At 71.4% G+C, this 21825-nt stretch carries 7 protein-coding genes; 2 read left to right on the top strand and 5 right to left on the bottom strand.

Going from position 1 to position 21825, the window contains the following annotated elements; genetic code table 11:
* Nucleotides 1-49: 49 nt before the first annotated feature.
* Together ACIOMQ_RS21210 and ACIOMQ_RS21205 are read right to left on the bottom strand one after the other, a co-directional pair.
* Nucleotides 50-688, bottom strand: a complete 639-nt coding sequence (locus ACIOMQ_RS21210; protein WP_401754657.1) for an SRPBCC family protein — start codon at nt 686-688, stop codon at nt 50-52.
* A gap of 72 nt (nt 689-760) precedes the next feature.
* Nucleotides 761-1126, bottom strand: a complete 366-nt coding sequence (locus tag ACIOMQ_RS21205; RefSeq protein ID WP_362206998.1) for a hypothetical protein — start codon at nt 1124-1126, stop codon at nt 761-763.
* 182 nt (nt 1127-1308) lie between these two features.
* On the opposite strand from ACIOMQ_RS21205, the gene ACIOMQ_RS21200 reads away from it, so the two are divergent.
* Entirely contained in the window at nt 1309-1962 is a 654-nt protein-coding gene (locus ACIOMQ_RS21200; protein ID WP_401941098.1) for a TetR/AcrR family transcriptional regulator, read from the top strand.
* Between the two features lie 429 nt (nt 1963-2391).
* Nucleotides 2392-4206: an ABC transporter ATP-binding protein gene (locus ACIOMQ_RS21195; protein ID WP_401754661.1), complete on the top strand. Its 1815-nt coding sequence runs from the start codon at nt 2392-2394 to the stop codon at nt 4204-4206.
* A gap of 197 nt (nt 4207-4403) precedes the next feature.
* On the opposite strand, the gene ACIOMQ_RS21190 is transcribed toward ACIOMQ_RS21195, so the two are convergent.
* The 3 genes from ACIOMQ_RS21190 to ACIOMQ_RS21180 all read right to left on the bottom strand — a co-directional run bounded on the left by ACIOMQ_RS21190 (nt 4404) and on the right by ACIOMQ_RS21180 (nt 21806).
* Nucleotides 4404-5975: a tryptophan halogenase family protein gene (locus ACIOMQ_RS21190; RefSeq protein ID WP_401754664.1), complete on the bottom strand. Its 1572-nt coding sequence runs from the start codon at nt 5973-5975 to the stop codon at nt 4404-4406.
* Nucleotides 5976-6126: 151 nt separating this feature from the next.
* Nucleotides 6127-20310, bottom strand: a complete 14184-nt coding sequence (locus tag ACIOMQ_RS21185; protein WP_402189810.1) for an amino acid adenylation domain-containing protein — start codon at nt 20308-20310, stop codon at nt 6127-6129.
* 194 nt (nt 20311-20504) lie between these two features.
* Entirely contained in the window at nt 20505-21806 is a 1302-nt protein-coding gene (locus ACIOMQ_RS21180; protein WP_401987515.1) for a glycosyltransferase, read from the bottom strand.
* Nucleotides 21807-21825 lie beyond the last annotated feature (19 nt).

Here is a 21825-nt window from a genome sequence, read left to right as displayed (position 1 = left end):
GCGCGGGGCCGAGGAGGACGGCGGCACGGGTCCGGGCCCGGTTCGCGGTTCAGTGCGGTCGGCCGTGGGTGCGGGCCTCGGCAGTGGTCTTCAGATCGTGCAGCCAGGCTTCGAGGCCCTTGGCGAGGATCTCGGTCGCGGCGGGAACGTCCGCTTCGACCTGGTCGCCGGTGTGGGTCTCTTCGGTGCGCACGCGGACACCGTCCCTGGTCCTGGTGAAGGTCCACACGTGGACGCCGTCGATGCGCAGTCCTTCACCGACAGCGGGGCCGGTCCAGCGGATGCAGGAGTTGTGCTCAAGCTGCTGGACGGTCGACGTGATGTCCAGGCTGGTGGCGGGGGTCGCCGGATTGGGGGGCACCGGAGTCGTCCACCGGAATGCCGAGCCCTGCCGCAGGGGCCCCTGGTCGAGGCGTTCGGCGGTTTCGACGGGGGCCTGCCAGGACGGCCAACGCTCCACGTCGGTCTGCAGTTTCCAAATGGACGTCAGGGGCGCGTGGATCACGGTCTCGGTCCTGTGGCGGACACGCGCGCCGGGGTCGACGCCTTCGCCGCGGCATGTGAGGGACTTGGCCGGGTGGGGGACGGTGGCCTCGGCGGGTGTCGCGGTGGTGCCGAGAAGGCAGACGGCGACGAGAGGGACGGTGAACAGGGCGGCGGGGACGCTGGTGCTGTGGATGCCGGGCATGGCGTTCTCCTTGTCAGTTGCTGGGCGGCCTTTGCCTGCTGAGCTCGGGTTGGTTGCCGGGTGGGCGTCGGGTCACCGCGCGGGAAGGCTCCGGCGGCGGGCTCGGAGGATCGTGGCGATGAGTGCGGCGGACGCGGCGGTGATCAGCCCGGTGAACGCGGGGTGCATGTCCTTGGACAGGCTCTGCGCCCCGTCGGTCCGTGTCACCCATACGACCAGGGGGACCGCGTACGTGACGGCGAGCAGGACGGCCGCCCCGCGCACCGCCCGGTCGCCGACCTGACGCAGAGCGCCGACCAGCGCGATCACGACCGGGACGACCGCGATCAGGGCGAACTGGCCGACCACCATGACGGGGACCGCCCAGGAGGAGACGGCTACCGGCCGCGGAACACGTCGGTCTGTGCGGGTGTGGTGTGACACGACTGTGGTGGTCATTCAAGTCCCCCTGATCCGGTGGAGTACACGGTTCCGGTAGCTGCACCGCCGCAACTCATTAGAAGTTCTTGTGTTCGTTAGAAGTTATAACGCAATGCGAATCGGGAGGTCAACGCTTTGCGTGATAACCTCTAACGAAACTTTGAGGCTTTACCCGCATGGATGGGGAAGGTGGCCAGGGCGTGACGAAGCCGGACCCGAAGACCCCGCGGGAGCGCTACCGCGCCGAGGTGCGCGCGGAGATCAAGGAACGCGCCTGGGAGCAGATCGCCGGGGCGGGAGCGTCCGCGCTCTCCCTCAACGCCATCGCCAAGCAGATCGGCATGAGCGGGCCCGCGCTCTACCGCTACTACGCCGGCCGCGACGAGCTGATCACCGAACTCGTCAAGGATGCCTACCGAAGTCTCGCCGACACCCTTCGCGCGGCCTCCGCCGCCGGCGCCGACCTGGCCGGACTGGCACACGCCCTGCGCGAGTGGGCCCTTCAGGACCCCCAGCGGTACTTCCTCATCTACGGCACCCCCGTCCCCGGCTACCACGCACCCGAGGAAACCACTGGCATCACTGGCGAGATGATGGCGACCCTGCTCGATGCCTTCATGGCGCTCCCCGGGGACAGCCCCGCGACGCCGTTCGACGCACACCTGGAAGACCACCGGGACTGGGCCGACGACCACCCCGCCCACCCTGCGGTCCTGCACCGGGCCCTGATCTTCTGGACCCGCCTGCACGGAATCCTCTCCCTCGAACTCGCGGGCCACTTCACCGGGATGGGCTTCGACCCCGCCCAGCTCTTCGCGGCCGAACTGGACGCCCTGCTGGCACACCGGGCCTGACGCCTTCCGGCCGCGTACTCGTCGGCGCCGGCCCGCAAGGAGATCGGCTTCCTTCCCGGCGCTGGAGCGTGCGCCGAACTCGACCGGTGAAGGCCCGGTCGTCCTGCTGCCCGGTCACCAGGCGCCGACAGCGAGCCGCATCGTGCCCCGTTGCCGGGGGGTGTGCGGGGTTGCCACCGGCCGAGAAAAACGCTTGGACTCCGCGGGTGCTGCCGCGGGACACTGAGGTTCCTCGCCTCGTCTCCTCGTACTCGTACCGTATGCGTCGTCATGAGCTGCGAGGGGGCTCCGGCGCCGTGCACCGCCTGTCGCAAGACGACCCGAACGAGGGCACTCACTCGAAACTGAAGCTCCGAGCGGCCAACGAGGCGAGAGCCTCTCCCCGCGGTAGCAGGTGGCGGGGTCGCCGCACGACCACACAGGGTTGGTATGGGATCGCCTGAATCGCACGAAGCGCCGGGCAGGGGCTCGGTGCGCCTCGCACTCCGTTACTACGGACGGGAGTTGGCCCGGCACCGACGGCTGACGGTGCCTGCGATGCTGTTACCGGCATTGGGCAACATCGGCATCAACTACATCGCGCCGCTGGTCGTCGCGAAGCTGGTCGGCCGCATCGCCGGCGACACCGGCACCACCTTTGCCTCGACGCTGCCCTACGTCCTCGGCTTCGCCGGCGTTCTGCTCCTCGCGGAGACACTGTGGCGTATCGGCCTGCACTTCCTGAACCGCCTCGACGCCCTCGGCATCGAGCACTTGTACGTGATCGGCATGGATGAGCTGTTCGCCAAGGATGCCGTCTTCTTCCACGACAACTTCGCCGGGTCGCTGACCAAACGGGTCCTGAGCTTCGCTTCCCGCTTCGAGGATTTCGTCGACACGCTGACGTTCTCGGTCGTGGGCAGCTTCGTACCGCTGGCCTTCGGCTCTGTGGTGCTGTGGCGCTACGAACCGCTCCTCGTCGTGGGGCTCTTGACGATGATCGCGCTGACGGCGCTGTGTGTGACGCCGCTCATCCGTCGCCGCCAGGCACTCGTCGACCAGCGTGAGGAGGCGATCGCCCGGGTGTCGGGTCACGTCGCCGACAGCCTGATGAACATGGACACGGTTCGGGCGTTCGCCGCCGAGGAACGCGAGGCCGCCGAACACCGCTCCCGCGTCGCGGAATCGAGGCGGCTGTCGTTGCGGTCCTGGGACTACGGCAACCTGCGTATCGACACGCTGGTCGCGCCGATGTCCGTGCTGACCAACGCGACGGGCCTGCTGCTCGCGGTGGCTCTTGGCGGGGGTGGGCACGGCGTGGAAGCGGTCGTTGTCGCCTTCACGTACTACACCAACGCGACACGGATCATGTTCGAGTTCAACCAGATCTACCGCCGCCTGGAAAGTTCGATGACGGAGGCCGCGCAGTTCACCGAGCTGCTGCTGGCACCGCCGACCGTACTCGACCCGGCCTCGCCGGAGCCGCTGCTGTCCCGGGCCGCCGATGTCCGCTTCGAGCAGGTGACTTTCGCCCACACGGGTGCGAAGCCCCTCTTCGAATGCCTCGACCTGACCGTGCACAGCGGTGCGAAGATCGGCCTCGTCGGCCGGTCCGGCGGTGGCAAGACCACGCTCAGCCGGCTGCTGCTGCGGATGACGGACATCGACGCCGGCCGGATCCTGATCGGCGGTCAGGACATCAGCAGGCTGCGCCAGGCCGACGTGCGCAGCCTGATCGCCTACGTGCCACAGGACCCGGCGATGTTCCACCGCACCCTGCGGGACAACATCGCGTTCGCCCGGCCGGGCGCCACCGACGCCGAGATCCGCCGCGCGGCCGAGGCCGCGCACGTCACGGAGTTCGCGGACGCGTTGCCGGACGGTTTCGGCACCATGGTGGGCGAGCGCGGGGTGAAACTGTCCGGCGGACAGCGCCAGCGGGTCGCCCTCGCCAGGGCGATCCTGCGCGACGCGCCGATCCTGCTGCTGGACGAGGCGACCAGTGCCCTGGACTCCGAGAGCGAGATCCTCGTCCAGGAGGCGCTGTGGCGGCTCATGGACGGGCGGACGGCGCTTGTGGTGGCGCACCGGCTGAGCACGGTGGCCACCATGGACCGGCTCGTGGTCCTGGACCGCGGTCGGATCGTCGAGCAGGGCACGCATAAGGAGCTGCTCGCGTCGGACGGTGCCTACGCGAAGCTGTGGCAGCACCAGTCGGGCGGCTTCCTCGACGACGCCCACGCGCGGCAACCGGACCCGCGCTGAACCCGAGCCCGCTGGATGCGGGCCAGTGGCCGCCGAGGCGGTAGTGCCGGTGGGGGCTGCCCACCGCCGAGCCGGGTGTGTTCGGGCCGGTGGCCTCCGACCGGATCACCGACCCGGTGCGGGCCGTCCTCGTCCTTCACCGCGCGTCGGCGTGAGGTGGGAGAAGGCTCGGGGACAACTCGCCCGCAGAACCCCGGTCATGAACGCTCCCGCAACGCGGCGAAGTAGTCGTACTGGCTGGGCAGCGTGTCGACCAGGAAGCGCGCCTTGTCGCGGATGGCGGCAAACTCCTTCCGCGCCGTGGTGGGGTCGGCCAGGCCCAGTGCGGGCGAGGGGCGCAGCTCGATGGCGCCGGTGCCGAGCAGGATGGCCATGTACGAGTACGGCGGCAGTCCGTGGTAGTGCGGGAAGATGTTCTCCGAGTCGGGCAGCTGCACCTGCCAGCGTTCGATGCGCTCGGCGAGCGCGTCCGGGACGGCCCGGGTCTTGGTGTCCTTCCAGTACTGCGTGTCGTTGCGTGCCGCGCCCTTGTAGTGCAGTACGAGGAACTCCCGTACGCCGTCCATCACGTTGGCGACGGCCGAGTTGTAGGCGGCACGCAGCTGCGGGTGCCAGTCCGCGGCCGGGAAGTGCTTGACCAACTGCTCGATCGCGTGGTGGATGAAGAAGATGCCGGTCGACTCGAGGGGTTCGACGAAGCCGCTGGACAGTCCGATGGCGACACAGTTGCCCTTCCAGGACTGCTCGCTGCGGCCGATCCGCATGCGGATGTGGTTGGCCTCGACGTCGGCGGCCTCCGGACCGACGAACTCACGCAGCGTGCGCTCGGCCTCCTCGGGCGAGCAGTAGTCCTTGGCGTAGACGTACCCGGTGCCGATCCGGCCGAACAGCGGGATCGTCCAGGTCCATCCCGCCTTCTGCGCGGTCGCCTGCGTGTACGGCGGGATGCCGCGCGCCTTCATGTCCAGCGGGACCTGAAGGGCGACCGCGCTGTCGTTGGGCAGCGTGTCCTGGTAGGACACGAACGGCACTCCGAGCGCCTGGTTCAGCAGCACTCCCCGGAACCCGGTGCAGTCGATGTACAGGTCGCCGCCGATGTCACCGTGCTCCTTGGTGACGATGTGGCTGATCCACCCGCGCTCGTCGAGCTTCACCTCCTGGACCTCGTCGATGATGTGTTGCACACCGCGGTCCGTCGCATACCCGGTGAGGTACTTGGCGAGCAGAGCCGCCTCGAAGTGGTAGGCGTACGGGAACTGCGTCTTGCCCTGGTGCTCGGACATCGTGAGGCCGGCGGGCTCGTCGGTCCCCTCGCCGAACTCCTGCTGGAGAAGAGAGCCGTTCAGGTGGCGCGGACTGCGCCCCGCGTCGCAGAGGGACGCCATGACGAAGCAGTCCTTGTCGAACCTGCTGGTCGGCCCCCCTTGCAGCCACCAGTCGGTCAGAGGGAACCCGTCGACCGAACGCATCTGTTCGAACGGGTGGTAGAAGTGATGTCCGGGCCGTCGCCAGTCCTGGAACCGGACCGCCAGCTTGTAGGTGGCGTTGCAGGCCGGCATCCAGTCCTCCTCCTTGAGGTCGAGGAACTCGAAGAAGTGCCGGATGTCGCTGAACGTCGCTTCGCCGACGCCGATGGTGCCGATCCTGCCGGACTCGACGAGGGTCACCGACAGGCGGTCACCGAACGCCTTCTTCAGGTACGAGGCGGTCATCCATCCTGCCGTACCGCCCCCAACGATCACGACCTTGTCAGGGTTCGTCGTATTCATGCCAGTACCTCGGGTCCATGGGTGGTTGTGGGTGGGAGTTGGATGTGCGGCCGCCGGGCGGTCGGCCGTGGCCGGAGCCCGCCGGGCTCCTGGCGGCCATCGGCGTCGCCCGGTGGAACTGGCCGCACGGTCTGTTCGCCGAGCCGGGGCATCAGATCCCCCAGTCGGCTTCGAGTTCGTCGATCTCCTCCTGGAGCAGATCCACGAGGGAGAGGTCGGACGGCATGAGGCCGCGCGTGTCCGGGGCAGTGAGGGCGTACTTCGTCAGCGCGTCCAGGGCCTCGAACCACAGGCCGGTCAGCGACCGGATGTCCTGCTCGTCGAAGAGCCCGGCAGGCCAGGACCAGGTCACGCTCAACTCCGGTCCCCCGAGGCGATCGTGGGTGACCGCGTTCAGCTCCAGGGAGTGGGCGAACGGCATGTCCGGGTCCGTGGGTGCGATGCGTACGCCCTCCGGCGCCGCACCCCAGTCGGTGGGCCCCGCGTTGTCCGTTCGCACCCGTCCCAGATAGTTGAACCCGATCTGCGGGCCGGGAGCGTCACGGAGCAGCGCGGCGGTCCGCGGGTTCAGATAACGGAGCAGGCCGTACCCTGCGCCCTTGCCGGGCAAGGCGCGGATCTGCTCCCGGACCCGGTTCAGCGCGGTGCCCGCGGCGGGGCCGCCGTTCTGGATCTCGTGCCACTTGACGCCCGGGTCCACCAGGAGGGGGTGCGCGGCGGTGAACCATCCCACCGTGCGCGACAGTTCGGCCGCACCGGTCTCGTCCCGCCCGTGTCCCTCCAGGCTCAGCAGGACCGGGCTGCCGCCGCCGGCCCCGCGCCGCCGCCGCCATTCCGCGAGGGCCAGCGCGAAGCCGGTGAGCAGTACCTCGTCCACCCGGGTGTCCAACGCCGCGGGCACCGTGGTGAGCAGCGGTTCCGTGCGGTCGGCCGGCAGCACCGACGTGTGGTGCAGGCCGGTGGCCTTGGTGTCCTCGGCGGGATCCAGGGGCCGGCCGGCGAGCAGCGGGCCGGGCGCCGCCGACATCCGCTCCCACACCGGCAGCTCGGCCTCGGCGGCAGCACTGCCGGCCCGCTCCACGAGCTGGTGCGCCCAGGTGCGGAACGAAGTGCGGACGGGCTCCAGGGCGATCTCGTGTCCGGCCGCGGCATCGAGCCAGCCGGACATCAGGTCCGGGACGAGGATCCGCCACGACACCCCGTCGACCACCAGGTGGTGCAGCATCAGCAGCAGCCGGCCGGAGCGCTCCTCGCCCGCGTCGAACCAGACCGCACGCACCATGGCGCCCTCGTCCGGGGCCAGTTCCCGGCGTGCGGCCTCGGCGTGCTCGGCCAGGACCGGTGCCAGCGCGGATTCGGCGTGCGTGGACACGTCGACCCGGCGTATGCAGTGCGCCGCGTCAGTTGTCCCGGCGGGCGGGATCTCCAGGGTCCATCGGTTTGCGCAGGAGCGGTCGAGGTGTGCGCGCAGCACATCGTGCCGGTCGAGCAGGGCCTGCAGGGCCTCGACCAGCGCGTCCTGCGTCAGCCCTGCGGGCACCCGCAGCAGCACGGACTGGTTGAACCCGTCGATCGCGCTGCCCAGTTCCCGCAGCCACCCCATGATCGGGGTGAGCGGCACGGACCCGGTGCCGAGGTCGGGCTCGGCATGCTCGCCGTCCGGGGCGGCCGCGCCCGCGGCCAGGGCGAGGCCCGCCACGGTCTGGTACTGGAAGACGTCCCTCGGGGTGAGTACCAGCCCGGCCTGCCGGGCCCGGCTCACCAGCTGGATGGAGACGATGCTGTCGCCGCCCATGGCGAAGAAATTGTCGTCGACCGTCACATCGGGGACCCCGAGCAGCTCCGCGACCAGCGCGCACAGCAGCTTCTCCCGGTCGTTGCGCGGGCCCTGCCCGCCGCCGCTCGAGTAGTCGGGCGCGGGCAGGGCGGAGCGGTTCAGCTTTCCGGTGAGGGTCAGCGGCAGCGCCTCCAGCGACACGAAGGCCGAAGGCACCATGTAGTCCGGCAGGATCGCGGCGACGTGGCTCCTGATCGCGGCGGTGTCGAAGCCCGCGCCGGCCACCGGCACGACGTAGGCGACCATGCGCTTGTCGCCCGGACGGTCCTCGCGCACCACGACGACGGTCTGGGCCGCACCGTCGAAGGACGCCAGCGCGGACTCGACCTCGCCCAGTTCGATGCGGAAGCCGCGGACCTTGACCTGCGCGTCCGCACGGCCGGCGAACTCCAACGTGCCGTCCGCGCGCCACCGCACCATGTCACCGGTCCGGTACATGCGTGCCGCGCCGGGACCGAAGGGGTCCGCCACGAACCGCTCCGCCGTCAGGGCCGGCCGGTCGACGTAGCCGCGGGCCAGTCCGTCGCCCGCGACGTACAGTTCGCCGGTGACACCGTCGGGCACGGGCCGCATGCCCTCGTCGAGGACGTACACCCGGGTGTTGTCCATCGGCCGGCCGATGGGGAAGGAGTTCCGCTCGACGTCTTCGTCGGTGATCGCGTGGTGGACGACGGCCAGTGTCGCCTCGGTGGGCCCGTAGCTGTTGGTGAGCCGGGCTCCCGTGTTGTGTTCACGGACCTTGCGGACCGCGGCCGCCGACACGGTGTCGCCACCGATGGTGACCTCGCGCAGGTCGCGGAGGCTCTCCGCATGGTTCTCGGCGAGCAGCCGGAACACGCCCTCGCTGAACGGGCCGACGGTCACCCGGTGTTCGGTGACGGTGGCGGAGAGGGCGTCGATGTCAGTGGCATCGCCGTCCAGGGCGACGATCTGCACACCGTTGAGCAGCGGCACCCACAGTTCGTAGGTGGACGCGTCGAACGAGGGCGGCTGGTGCATCAGCTGCCGGTCGCGCCCCGCCTCGATGCCCCACCAGCGGTCCCGGACCAGGCCGACGACGTTGCGGTGGGTCACCGCGACGCCCTTCGGTTCACCCGTGGAACCCGACGTGTACATGATGTACGCGAGCCGGTCGGGCTGAACGGCCACCACGGGACGGTCACCAGGACCGCCCGGCAGTTCCAGTTCGTCGACGAGGACGACGGCGGCCGACGTGTCCGGGAGCAGCGCCGAACCCGTACGGTCGGACAGCACGACCACGCTGCCGGTGCTGTTCAGGATGTGGCGCATCCTGGCCTGCGGGCTGCGGCCGTCCAGCGGCACATAGACCGCACCGGCCTTGGTGACGGCGAGCGTCGCCACGATGTTGTCGACCCGTCCGCCGAGCAGCAGAGCCACCCGGTCCTCCGCGCGGACACCCCGGTCGAGCAGGGCCCGCGCCAGACGGTCGCTGCGGGCGTCGAGCTGCTCGTACGTCAGCTCCAGCGGTCCGCACACCAGCGCCGTGGCGTGTGGCGAGCGTGCCACCTGCTGCCGGAACAGCTCGGGCAGGGACGCGTAGGGCACCTCGTGCGCGGTGTCGTTGCGGACGACCAGCAGCTCATGCCACTCCTGGTCGTCGAGCACCTCAAGGCTGCCGATGGGCAGGTCGGGTTCGGCGACGGCTGCCGCGAGCAGCCGCTGGAACCGGGCCGCGAGCGCTTCCACGGTGGGCCGGTCGAACAGGTCCTCGGCGTACTCGATCTGGCCGAGGACGCCGTCCGCCGCACCGTCCGGGCCGTACCGCTCCCAGAGGCTGACGGACAGGTCGAACTTGGCGACGGGGGCTTCGGCACCCTCGACGCGTACGTCCAGCCCGGCGAGGCTCATCTCGGGCCGTTCGGTGTTGTGCAGGATGAGCATGATCTGGAACAACGGGTGCCGGGCCAGCGACCGCACCGGGTTCAGCTCTTCCACCAGTCGCTCGAACGGCAGGTCCTGGTGGGTGTAGGCGGCCAGATCGGTCTCCCGGACCCGTGCGAGCAGTTCGCGGAAGGACGGGTTGCCCGCGGTGTCGGTGCGCAGCACCAGGGTGTTGACGAAGAAGCCGACCAGCTCGTCGAGGGCGTCGTCGGTACGGCCCGCGACCGGGGTGCCGAGCGGGATGTCGGTGCCCGCGCCCAGCCGGGTCAGCAGGGCGGCGAGGCCGGCCTGGAGCACCATGAAGACACTGACACCGTTCGCCCTGGCCAGTGCCATCAGCCTGGTGTGGGTCTCGGCGCCGAGAGCGACGGGCACGTTGGCCCCGCGGTAGCTGGCGGCCTCCGGCCGCGGACGGTCGGTGGGGAGGTCCAGCTCCTCGGGCAGGCCGTCGAGCGCGGCCGTCCAGTAGCCGAGCTGCCGGGACAGCTGACTGTCCGGGTCGGCTTCGTCGCCCAGCACCTCACGCTGCCACAGGGCGTAGTCGGCGTACTGCACCGGCAGCGCCGTCCAGCCGGGAGCCTCGCCGCGGCAGCGGGAGGCGTACGCCTGCGACAGGTCGCGAAGCAGGGGAGTGAGGGACCAGCCGTCGCTGACGATGTGGTGTGTCACCACGACGAGCACCGCGCTGTCGCCCGCGGTGAGCAGCCGGGCCCGCAGCGGCGGCCGGTCGACGAGGTCGAAGCCTCGCACGACGGTCTCGCTGATCGCCTCCGGCAGCTGCTCGGGGCTGATGTCGGACGTCTCCAGGACGGGAGCGCCTTCCACCGGGCCGAGTACGTGCTGGCCGGGCCTGCCGTCGGTCTCGGGGAAGACCGTGCGCAGGCTTTCGTGCCGGCCGACGACGTCCCTCAGGGCCGCCCGCAGCTCGGTGCGGTCGACCCGGCCCGTGATGTGCAGGACGAGCGGAACGTTGTAGGTGGCGCTGGGACCTTCCAGCCGGTTGAGGAACCACAGGCGGCGCTGGGCGAAGGACAGCGGGACACGGTCGCCCCGGTCCGCCGGGACCAGTGGGGGCCGGGCCTCGTCCGGGGTGGTGAGGCGGGCGGCGATCCCGGCGACGGTCGGGGCGTCGAAGATCGCCTTGACGCCCACCCGCACACCGAGTGTGGAGGCGATCCGGCTGAGCAGCCGCATGGCGAGCAGCGAGTGGCCGCCCAGGGCGAAGAAGTCGTCGTCGATGCCGACCCGGTCCGTGCCGAGCACATCGGCGAAGAGCTCGCAGAGGATCTCCTCCTCCGGGGTGCGGGGCGCACGCGCCATCGCCGAGGCGCCGAACTCGGGGGCGGGCAGCGCGGCCCGGTCGACCTTGCCGTTGGCCGTCAGGGGGAGCCGGTCCAGGACGACGACCGCGGACGGCACCATGTACTCGGGCAGGGTCCCCGCGGTGTGCGCGCGCAGCGGGCCGGGTGCCGCCCGGGCCCCGGTTTCGGGGACGGCGTACACCACCAGCCGCTTGTCACCCGGCCGGTCCTCGCGCACCAGCGCGAGCGCCTGCCGCACCCCGCGGGCCGACAGCAGCGCCGACTCGACCTCCTCGAGCTCGATGCGGAAGCCGCGGAGCTTCACCTGCTGGTCGGCGCGGCCGACGTACTCCAGGGTTCTGGCGGAGGTCCAGCGGACCCGGTCTCCGGTGCGGTACATCCGCGCCCCGGGCGGCCCGTACGGGTCGGGCACGAACCGTTCGGCCGTGGCGGAGGGCCGGCCCAGGTAGCCGCGCGCCAGGCCCGTGCCCGCGACGTACAGCTCGCCCACCACACCGTCCGGCACCGGCCGCAGCGTCGAGTCCAGCACATAGGCCCGGGTGTTCCACATCGGACGGCCCAGCGGGACCGGGCCCGCGGGCAGCACAGCGGCGGCCGGGACGCGGTGGTCGAGCACACCGATGGTGGTCTCGGTCGGGCCGTAGTGGTTGATCACCACGGCCTCGGGGTGCCGCGCCCGCCACGCGGCGAGCTGCTCGCTGTGCAGCGCCTCGCCGCCGGTCATCAGCTCGACAGCCGCGGCGCAGACCTCGGGCAGGGAATCGAGGATCGGCAGATGGCTGGGGGTGACTTTGAGGAAGGTCAGACCGCCCGGCACCGCCAGCCGCTCGTCCAGGTCGGCCACGTACAGGCAGCCGCCGGCCAGCAGGGTGCCGTACAGGGTGGTGAGCCCGAGGTCGAAGGAGAGCGGCGAGTGCAGCAGCGTACGGCCCCGCAGGCCCGGGTACTCCGCGGCGCTGCGCATCGCGTACTCCGCGAGGGAGCGCTGCTCGACCACGACCCCCTTCGGCGTGCCCGTGGAGCCCGAGGTGTAGACGACGTACGCGGCGTCCGACGGGGTGGCGGGTGTGGGCCTGTCGCTGTCGCGAGGATCGGTGCCGGCGCGGTGGGCGAGCGCGCCCACCACCTCGGCGCAGTCCAGCGCCAGCACCCGCGCCGAACCCTCTGCCAGACGCGGGGCCTCGGCCAGGACTCCCTCGGTCGTCAGCAGCAGGGTGGGCCGGGCGTCCTTGATCAGGAGGTCGACACGGTCGCCGGGGAGCTCGGGGTCAAGCGGCAGATAGGCGGCGCCCGCCTTGCCCACGGCCAGCATCGCCGTGACGGCCTCCGCCGAGCGGGGCAGGGCGAGCGCCACCAGGGTGCCGGCGACGGCACCGCGGTCGATCAGCAGCCGGGCGAGCCGGTTGGCGCGGGCGTTGAGCTGCCCGTACGTCAGCTCCAGGTCCCCGCACACGAGCGCGGGGGCCCGGGGGGTGTGAGCGGCCCGTGTCTCGAACAGCTGCGGCAGTGTGACGTCCGGCGTCTCGTGAGCGGTGTCGTTGCGCACGGCCAGCAGCTCGTGCCGCTCCCGGTCGTCCAGCACCCGCAGACCGCTGATCGGCAGGTCCGGGTCCGCCAGCGCGGCCTCCAGCAGCCGGACGAACCGGCCGGTCAGCGCCTGCACGGTGGACCGGTCGAACAGGTCCGCCGAGTAGCCCGCGGCCGCCTCGATGCCGAGGGGGGCGCCGTGCCCGTCGTAGCGTTCGGCCATGCTGAGGAGCAGGTCGAACTTGGCCATGTCGGGGTCGATCTGCTCGATCTCGGCGTGCAGGCCGGGGAACTCCACCTCCGGCCGGGCCAGATTCTGCAGTACCAGCTTGACCTGGAACAAGGGGTGGCGGGTCAGCGAGCGGCGCGGGTTGAGCGCCTCCACCAGCCGTTCGAACGGCAGATCCTGATGGCTGAAGGACGCGATGTCCGCCCGGCGGGTGCGCTCCAGCAACTCACCGAAGGACGGGTCGCCCGCGGTGTCGACCCGCAGTACCAGCGAGTTGACGAAGAAGCCCACCAGGTCGTCCAGGGCTTCGTCGGTGCGGCCGGTCACCGATCCGCCGACGGGGATGTCGGTGCCCGCGCCGAGCCGGGTCAGCAGCGCCGTCAGCGCGGCGTGCAGCACCATGAACACGGTGGCACCGCGGGTACGGGCCAGCCGCAGCACTCCACGGTGCGCTTCGGCCGTCAGCTCGAACGGAACGAGCCCTCCGCGCCCGCTGGGCACCGCGGGGCGCGGCCGGTCGGCGGGCAGCGCGACTTCCTCCGGGAGGTCCGCCAACGCAGCCGTCCAATGGGCGAGTTGCCGGGATATCGCGCTGTCCGGATCGGCCTCGTCGCCCAACAGGTCGTTCTGCCACAGGGTGTGGTCGGGGTACTGCACCGGCAGCGGTGCCCAGGCGGGTTCACGCCCTTCGAGGGCGGCCGCATAGGCGACGGACAGGTCACGGGCGAGCGGCGCCGTGGACCATCCGTCGCTCGCGATGTGGTGCGTCACCACGACCAGCACGTGGTCCTGCGGGCCGAGCACCAGGAGCAGGGCCCGCAGCGGAGGCTCGCTCGTCACGTCGAAGCCCCGGCCGGCCTCCCGGGCGATCAGCGCGTCCAGCTCCTGCTCCACCGTATCCACCAGGGGCAGTGCGGGACGGGCCTCGGCGGGATCGAGGACGATCTGCCGAGGGACGCCGTCCACCTCGGGGAAGACGGTCCGCAGGCTCTCGTGGCGGGCCGCCACGGAGGCGAACGCCGCGGTCAGCGCAGCAGTGTCGAGGGCCCCGGAAAGGCGTACCACCAGGGGAATGTTGTAGGTGCCGTCAGCCGGGTCCAGCCGGTTGATGAACCACAGCCCGCGCTGGGCGTACGACAGCGGAATCACCTGCGGCCTGTCCGTCCGGGCCGGTCCGCGGCGGGCCGGCCCGGCGGCCGGGAGCTGTCCGGCCAGGCCGGCGACGGTCGGCGCCGCGAAGAGCGCGGCGACTCCGGGATCGGCGCCGAGCGTGGCGCGGATCCGGGCCATCAGCCGGGTCGCCAGCAGAGAGTGGCCGCCCAGGGCGAAGAAGTTGTCGTCGATTCCGACGCTGTCGAGCCCCAGCAGGTCGGCGAACATCCCGCAGAGGATCTCCTCCTCCGGGGTCCGCGGCTCACGGACGGTTCCGGTCGCGAAGTCCGGTACCGGCAGAGCCTTGCGGTCCACCTTCCCGTTGGATGTGAGCGGCAGCTCCGGCAGCGGGACGAGAACCGACGGAATCATGTGCTCCGGCAGCACGGCGGTCAGCGCGTCCCGGACGGACCGGACGTCCTCGCTCCCCACCACGTACCCGGCGAGCCGGCGGTGCCCGCCCGGCGCGGTGATCACGCAGGCCACCGCGTCGGTCACCCCTTCCTGGGCCCGCAGCTGCGCCTCGACCTCGCCCAGCTCGACGCGCTGGCCCCGGATCTTCACCTGCGCGTCCTGGCGGCCGAGGAATTCCAGCTGGCCGTCCGGACGGTGCCGGACGCGGTCCCCTGTGCGGTACATGACGCTGCCGTCGGCGGCGAAGGGATCGGGCACGAAGGCGGCGGCGGTCCTGCCCGGGTCGCCCAGGTACCCCCGTCCGACACCCGTGCCCGCGACGTACAGATCGCCGGTGATGCCCGCGGGCACCGGCTGGAGCTCGTCACTCAGCACATACAGCCGGGTGTTGCGGATCGGCCGGCCGATCGGTGCCGTGGTCCTCGCGTCCTGTGCCCGATCCGCCGTGATCAGGGCGTGGGTGACGTCGTCGGAGCACTCGGTCGGGCCGTAGGCGTTGACGAGGGGGACACCCTCGAAGCGGGCGAACCAGCGCCGGCACAGCTCACTCGGCAGCTCCTCACCGGTGACGACCAGCAGGCGCAGCGACGGCAGGGACGGAACCTCCGCGCCGTCGTCCCAGGTGTCCAGCGCGGCCCGCAGCACGGACGGGACGACTTCGAGCACGGTGACGTCCTCGTGGGCGACCCGGCGGAACAGGCCCGGCGCATCGGCCGCGAGGGCGTGCCCGACGGCGAGTACCCGGCCGCCGACCACCAGCGGCGCCATCATCTGCCAGACCGACACGTCGAAGGTCAGCGGGGCGTTCTGGACCACCGTGTCCTGGGCGGTCAGGCCGAGGTCGTCGACCTTCGCCAGCAGATGGTTGTTCATTCCCCGCTGGTGCACCATGGCGCCCTTGGGACGTCCGGTGGAGCCCGAGGTGAAGATGACATAGGCGAGCTGTCCCGCGGCGGGCGCCACTGCTTCGCCGCCGGGCGCCTCGGCGGCGGCCGCGTCGAGCCGCAGCACCTCCGGCCCCGGCTCCGCCGCTCGGGCCGCCTCGGCGGCCGCCTCGTGGCACCCGGGCCCGGCCAGGAGCCAGCGCGCGTGCGCGTCGGACAGCAGGGCAGCGGTGCGGCCGACCGGCGCGCGGGTGTCCAGCGGGAGGTACGCCGCTCCGGCGGCCAGGATGCCGAGGAACGCGGTGACCGCGTGGCCACCGCGCTCGGCGAGCACGGCGACCACGGCATCGGGGCCCGCCCCGCGCGAGCGCAGACGCGCGGCCAGTGATTCGACGCGGGCCATCAGTTCCCGGTACGTGATGTCCCCGTCGTCGTCCGTGACCGCGACGGCGTCCGGACGTTCGGCGGCGACGTCGCGGACCCGGCTCACGAGATCGGTCAGGGACTCCGGAGCCGCGGTCCCGTTCCACTCCTCCAGCAGCCGATGGGTCTCCTCCGGGGTGAGGATCCGGGCACTGCCGATGCGGGTGTCCGGTGCCTCGGCGGCGACGGAGACCAACCGGCCCAGCCGGGCCAGGAGGGTCTGGGCGGTGGTCCGTTCGAAGACGTCGGAGCGGAACTCCAGGGCGATGAGGATGCCGCCCGCCTCTCCTGCCGTCGAGAGGTCTTCCCGGACGTTGAACGAAAGATCGACCTTGGCGCTCCCGGTCGCGACGTCGAGCAGCCCCAGACTCAGACCGGTGGCCTCTGGCAGCCGGCGCTCCGCGCTGTCCATCGCGAGCATGACCTGGAACAGCGGGGTGCGGGCCGTCGAACGCGTCGGGTTGAGCACCTCCACCAGCCGCTCGAACGGCAGGTCCTGGTGCGCGTAGTCGCCCAGATTGCCCTGCCGGACCCGGGCCAGCAACTCCCGGAAGGTGGGGTTGCCGCCGGTGTCCGTCCGCAGCACCAGGGTGTTGGTGAAGAAGCCGACCAGCTCCTCCAGCGCGTCGTCGCCACGCGCTGCCACGGGGGCGCCGACGGCGATGTCGGTGCCCGCGCCCAGCCGGGTCAGCAGCGCCGAGAGCGCGGCCTGAACGACCATGAACACGCTGGTGCCGCTCGACCGGGCCAGTTCACCCACGCGATGGTGGAGCTCCGGTCCGAGATCGAGGGTGACCAGACCGGCGGGGGCCGCCGCGGTCGGCGGAAGCGGACGGTCGAAGGGGAGGCCGAGGCTCTCCGGCAGGCCGTCCAGCCGCTGCTTCCAGTAGGCGAGCTGGCGCGCGGCGCGGCTCTGCGGGTCCTCCTCGGCGCCCAGCAAGCGGTGTTGCCAGGCGGCGTAGTCGGCGTACTGCACGGGCAGCGGGGTGAGTTGGGGGGCTCGTCCGGCGCACCGCGCGTCATAGGCGGCGACGAGGTCGCGCAGCAGCGGCGCGAGCGAATCGGCGTCGGCGGCGATGTGATGCAGCAGCAGCAACAGCACGTGCCGGCCCGGTTCGAGGCTGAACAGCGTCGTCCGCAGCGGGGGTTCACCGGCCAGATCGAAGGGGCGGGCCACGGCCGAGGCCAGGCGGCCGGACAGATCCGCTTCGGTGACGGCTTCGGCGCCGAGCGCGCAGCCCGTGCCGGGGGCGAGGATCTCCTGTGCCGGGACGCCCGCGTTCTCCCGGTAGACGGTGCGCAGGATCTCGTGCCGGTCGGTGAGATCGCCGAGCGCCGACTCCAGTGCGGGCCGGTCGAGTTCACCGGTGAGCGTGAGGACGAGCGGAATGTTGTACGCGGCCTTGAAGGTCTCCAGCTGGTGCAGGAACCACAGCCGTCGCTGGGCGGGGGAGAGCTGGAGAACGCCGCCCCGCTCCACCGCGGACAGGGCCGGGACGCCGGCCGCCGGGGCCACGAGGTGCTCGGCCAGCCGCGCCACCGTGGGAGCCGCGAAGACGGCCTCCACTCCGCATTCCACGCCGAGCGCGGCGCGGATGCGCCGGGCCGTCCGCGCCGCCAGCAGGGAGTGGCCGCCCAGGGCGAAGAAGTCGTCGTCGATCCCGACGGATTCGAGGCCGAGGGCCTGGGCGAAGATCTGGCACAGCGTCCGTTCCCGGGCAGTGCGCGGCGCACGCCCGGCGCGGGGGCCGTCCGAGGCGCTGGGGTGGGGCAGTGCTGTGCGGTCGGTCTTCCCGTTCGCGGTGACCGGTATGGCGTCCAGCACGGTGAAGACGGTGGGCACGAGGTGGCCGGGGAGCGTCGCGGCCAGCCGCTCACGGAGCGCGGCAGGGTCGAGCGCGCCGTCGGCGGGCACGACATAGGCGGCCAGGGAGGGTTCGTCCGTCGCGTCCCGGTACACGGCGGCGGCGGCCTGGCCGACGCCGGGCAGCCGCAGCAGGGCGGCTTCGACCTCCCCGAGCTCCACCCGGTGCCCGCGGACCTTGACCTGCTCGTCGGCGCGGCCGACGAATTCCAGCGTGCCGTCGGAGCGCTGCCGTACGAGGTCCCCGGTACGGTACATGCGCTCGCCGGGCAGCCCGAAGGGGTTGGCGACGAAGCACTCCGCGGTCAGCCGGGAGCGCCCCAGATACCCGCGAGCGAGGCCGGGCCCCGCCACGTACAGCTCACCGGTGACCCCGGGCGGCACCAGGTGCAGCGCGGTATCGAGCACATATACCCGGGTGCCGGCGAGGGGACTGCCGATCGGCGGTTCCTCGTTGCCGTCCAGGGCGTCGCTCATCGTGGCGGCCACGGTGATCTCGGTGGGACCGTAGGCGTTGACGAGGAGCCTGCCGGGCGCCCAGCGGGACGCGAGCCCGGCCGAGGTCGCCTCGCCTCCCACGAAGAGGTTCATGTCCGCGGGCAGATCGCCCCCGGCATCCATGACGGCCAGTGAGGAGGGCGGCAGGAGCGCGTGGGTGATGTGCGCCTCCCGGGTGAAGGAGGCGAGCGCGTCCCCGGGCATCAGCCGGTCCGCGGACGCCAGCACGAGCGTGGCTCCGGACAGCAGGCCCATGCACAGTTCAGCGACCGTCGCGTCGAATCCCATGGCGGCGAACTGCAGCACCCGGCTGCCGGGCCGCACGTCGAGCCGCCGGATCAGGGAGTCGGCCAGCCCGGGGATGCCCCGGTGCGTGACCACCACACCCTTGGGGCGGCCGGTGGACCCCGAGGTGTAGATGACATAGGCCGGGTGAGCAGCCGTCAGCGCCGCTGTCCGGTCGCCGTCCACCGGATCGTTGTCCGGCCGGCCGGACAGGTCGTGCACGACTTCGGGGTCGTCGAGCCGCAGCGGGCGGAACTCCGCGGCCTCGGCGGCGGCCGCCGTACCGGACTCCACGAGCACGGCCACGGGAGCCGCATCCCGCAGTACGTATCCGATACGGGCCGGCGGATAAGCCGGGTCGACGGGCACGTAGGCGGCGCCCGCCTTGGCGACGGCGAGGACGGCGACCACGAACTCGGTCGAACGGGACAGCAGGAGGGCGACCCGGTCCTCCGGCCCCACGCCCCGGGAGATCAGCGCATGGGCGAGGCGGTTGGCCCGCCGGTTCAGCTCCGCATAGTCGAGGACGGTCCCCCCGTACTCCACGGCCGGCGCCGCGGGCGACGTCCGGACCTGGTGCTCGAAGAGCGCGGGCAGCGTGGGCCCGGCCCCGTCGGGGCCCGTCGGGACGGGCTGTGCGACCAGGGTCTCGATCTCGTCGTCGCCGAGCAGACCGAGTCGGCCGACCGGCACGTCGGGTTCGCCCAGCGCCCGCGCCACACGGCCGATGAACTCCAGATAGCGGCCCTGGACGGCGGCGGCCTCCTCGGTGCGGTACAGCTCGGGGTGGACATCGAAGTCCACCCGGATCCGGCTGCCGTCGGCCCGGTCGTACACGGAGATGGTGAGGTCCTCGATGAGCCGCAGCGACATGTTGTGCGCGTCGCTCCGGCTCCCGGCGAAGCGCAGGTCGTAGTCGAACGGGACCACGTTGATCAGCGGGCCGAAGTACCGGCGGTAGTCGTTGGGCAGTCCCAGATCGCGCCGCAGGTCCTCGCCCCGGTAGCGCTGGTGGGACACGAGGCCGCGCAGCGCGGCACGGGTCCCCGCCAGCAGCTCGGCCACGGTCGTGCCGGGGGTGACCGCCACCCGCAGCGGCAGGACGTTGGCCACCATGCCCGGCGCCAGGCGTGACCGCGCGTCGTGGCGCGCGGTGACCGGCAGGCCCAGCACCACGTCGGTGAGCCCGGTCATACGGTGGAGGAAGGCCGCGGTCGCGGCGATCAGGATGCGCGACCTGGCGACCCCGATGCGCTCCGCCGCGGCCGTGAGGTCCTGCTGGACGCCCGGCGGCAGGCAGGCGGTGTGCCGGACGAACTCGGCCGATGCACGCAGGGGCCGGGCCGCGAGGGCGATCGGCTCCGGCCGGTCGGCGAACGTCTCCCGCCAGAACGCGCGGTCCCGCTCGAAGTCCCCCGACCCGCGGTAGGCGAAGTCGTCGGCGAGCAGCGTGCGCACCGACTCGAACGGACTCGGCTCCGGCGCCGTGCCGGCCGCCAGAGCGCTGTAGACGTCCGCCACCCTGCGCACCAGAAGGGCGGCGCCCACGCCGTCGAGCAGGATGTGGTGGTACGCGTGGTACCAGAACCACCGGTCGTCGCCGGCACGGAACAGCGCGTAGGTGAACAGCGGAGAGCGGGTGAGGTCGATCCGCCTGCGCAGGTCTCGCCCCATCCACTCCTCGGCGGCGCGCCCGGGGTCCGGTTCACCGGACACGTCGACGGTCTCCAGCTGCCAGCGGGGCGGCGGGCCCACCACCTGGCGGGGCCCGTCCTCGGTGTCCAGGAACCTGATGTGCAGGGCGTCCGCCTCGGCGAACACCTGCCGCAGAGCCTGTTCGAAGAGCGTGGGGACGAGGGGACCGTGGATTTCCAGGTACTCGGCAGCCCTGAAGATCGGACTGTCCGGATCGACCTGCGAGGCGAACCAGACCCCGGACTGCGCGCCGGTCAGAGGAAAGGTCTGCTCGCCGTCAGCGAAATACTGAGATCGGTCCATGACTCCTCGACACTCATTTCACTTGCGGAGGTGCGGGAAATGGTGTGCGGGGAGCCTCCCGCACAGCGCATTCCGCACAAGAAACGGATGTGGATTACCCGGAAACGGGCCACCCCGGATTCGCCAGGACACTATCCAGCCCGGCCGTCGGCGGGCTGGATGTGTTCTGTACGGTGAACTGCCCCGCTCTCCGGTCAGGAGACCGGCCGGCCGTGGTTCGCGTGAACCTTTTCGAGAATGCGCACCGCGGTACCGCAGCCGTCGTCGCCGCTGACCTTCTCAGCGAGTTCCGCCACCCGGCGCGCCACCGAGGGGTCCGTCGTCGCGCTGCGGATCGCAGCGCTCAGCGCCTCGGTGGTGAGATCACGCAGCTGGATGGGCGCAGGGGCGACACCGAGTTCGTGGAGGTACTCGGCCCACATCAGCTGCTCCCTGTGGAAGGGGCAGGTCACCTGCGGAATCCCGGCCAGCAGAGCAGCGTTGTGGGTGCCCGTGCCACCTGCGTGGACGGCCGCCTTGACGCGCGGGAACAGCCAGTCGTAGGGCACGTCGTGTGCCACGTACACGTCGTCCGCGGACTCGGTGATCTTGATTCCGCCCCAGCCCTCGACGACCAGTGCGCGGTTGCCGGTGTTCCGAACCGCCTCCAGTACGGTGCGGCCGACGTCTTCCGGTTCGAGCCCCCTCATGCTGCCGAAACCGACGAAGACCGGCGGTTCCCCGTTCTCCAGGAACCGCTGCAGATCCTCCGGCGGCTGCCAGGAGGCCGACGCGGGCAGCGACCAGAACCCGGTGGTGTGGACCCACTCGGGCCAGTCCTCGGAGTGCTTCAGCACATGCGGGCTGAAGCCGTGGATGACCGGGGTCGGAGTGCCGTCCACGTGGTGGCGGAAATCCAACCAGCCCGCACGGGGCGGCAGCCCCAGCGTCTCGGCGCGCCAGGCCGTGATGAGGGAGTGGGACAGGGGGTCGAGGGGCTGGCGCTCGGCCCGCTCGTGGTCCGCGAGATTGTCGGGGCTCGGGGAGAGCCCCACTCCGGCCGGATAGTCGCGTGACGGAACGAAGTGGGGGTAGAGCGGGGCCAGTACGTGGGGGACGCCCAGCCGCTCGGCGATCTGATGGGTCGCCTGCCGAGAGGAATGCGTGTAGACGACGATGTCGGCCCCGTCGGCGGCCGCCTCCCACATCTCACGCAGGATGATCGGGTAGAGACGGGGCATGAGCTCCTTGGCGATGGTTTCCCGGAGCTTCGTCTGTTCCGGCGTGGGACGGTCGTTGTTCATGAGGATTTCCTGCACGTCACGCCGGGCGTGGAGGTCCATCATCTCGTCGTTGAGCGGCGCGAATTCGACACCGTATTCGGCCGCGAAGGGGCCGAAGCGGCGCGGTCCGGCCAGGACCGAGGTGTGGCCCGCCTGATTGAGGGCGTAGGCCAGTGCCAGATACGGCTGAATGTCGCCGCGACTGCCGTGATTCGAATAGATGATTGCTTTCACAGTGTTTTCCCCTCGGGAA

The sequence above is a fragment of the Streptomyces sp. NPDC087845 genome (genome assembly GCF_044742755.1).
In the GTDB taxonomy this organism is placed as follows: Bacteria; Actinomycetota; Actinomycetes; order Streptomycetales; family Streptomycetaceae; genus Streptomyces.
Note: the sequence above shows the minus strand (reverse complement) of the source record. Positions and strands in the feature narration are given on the sequence as shown.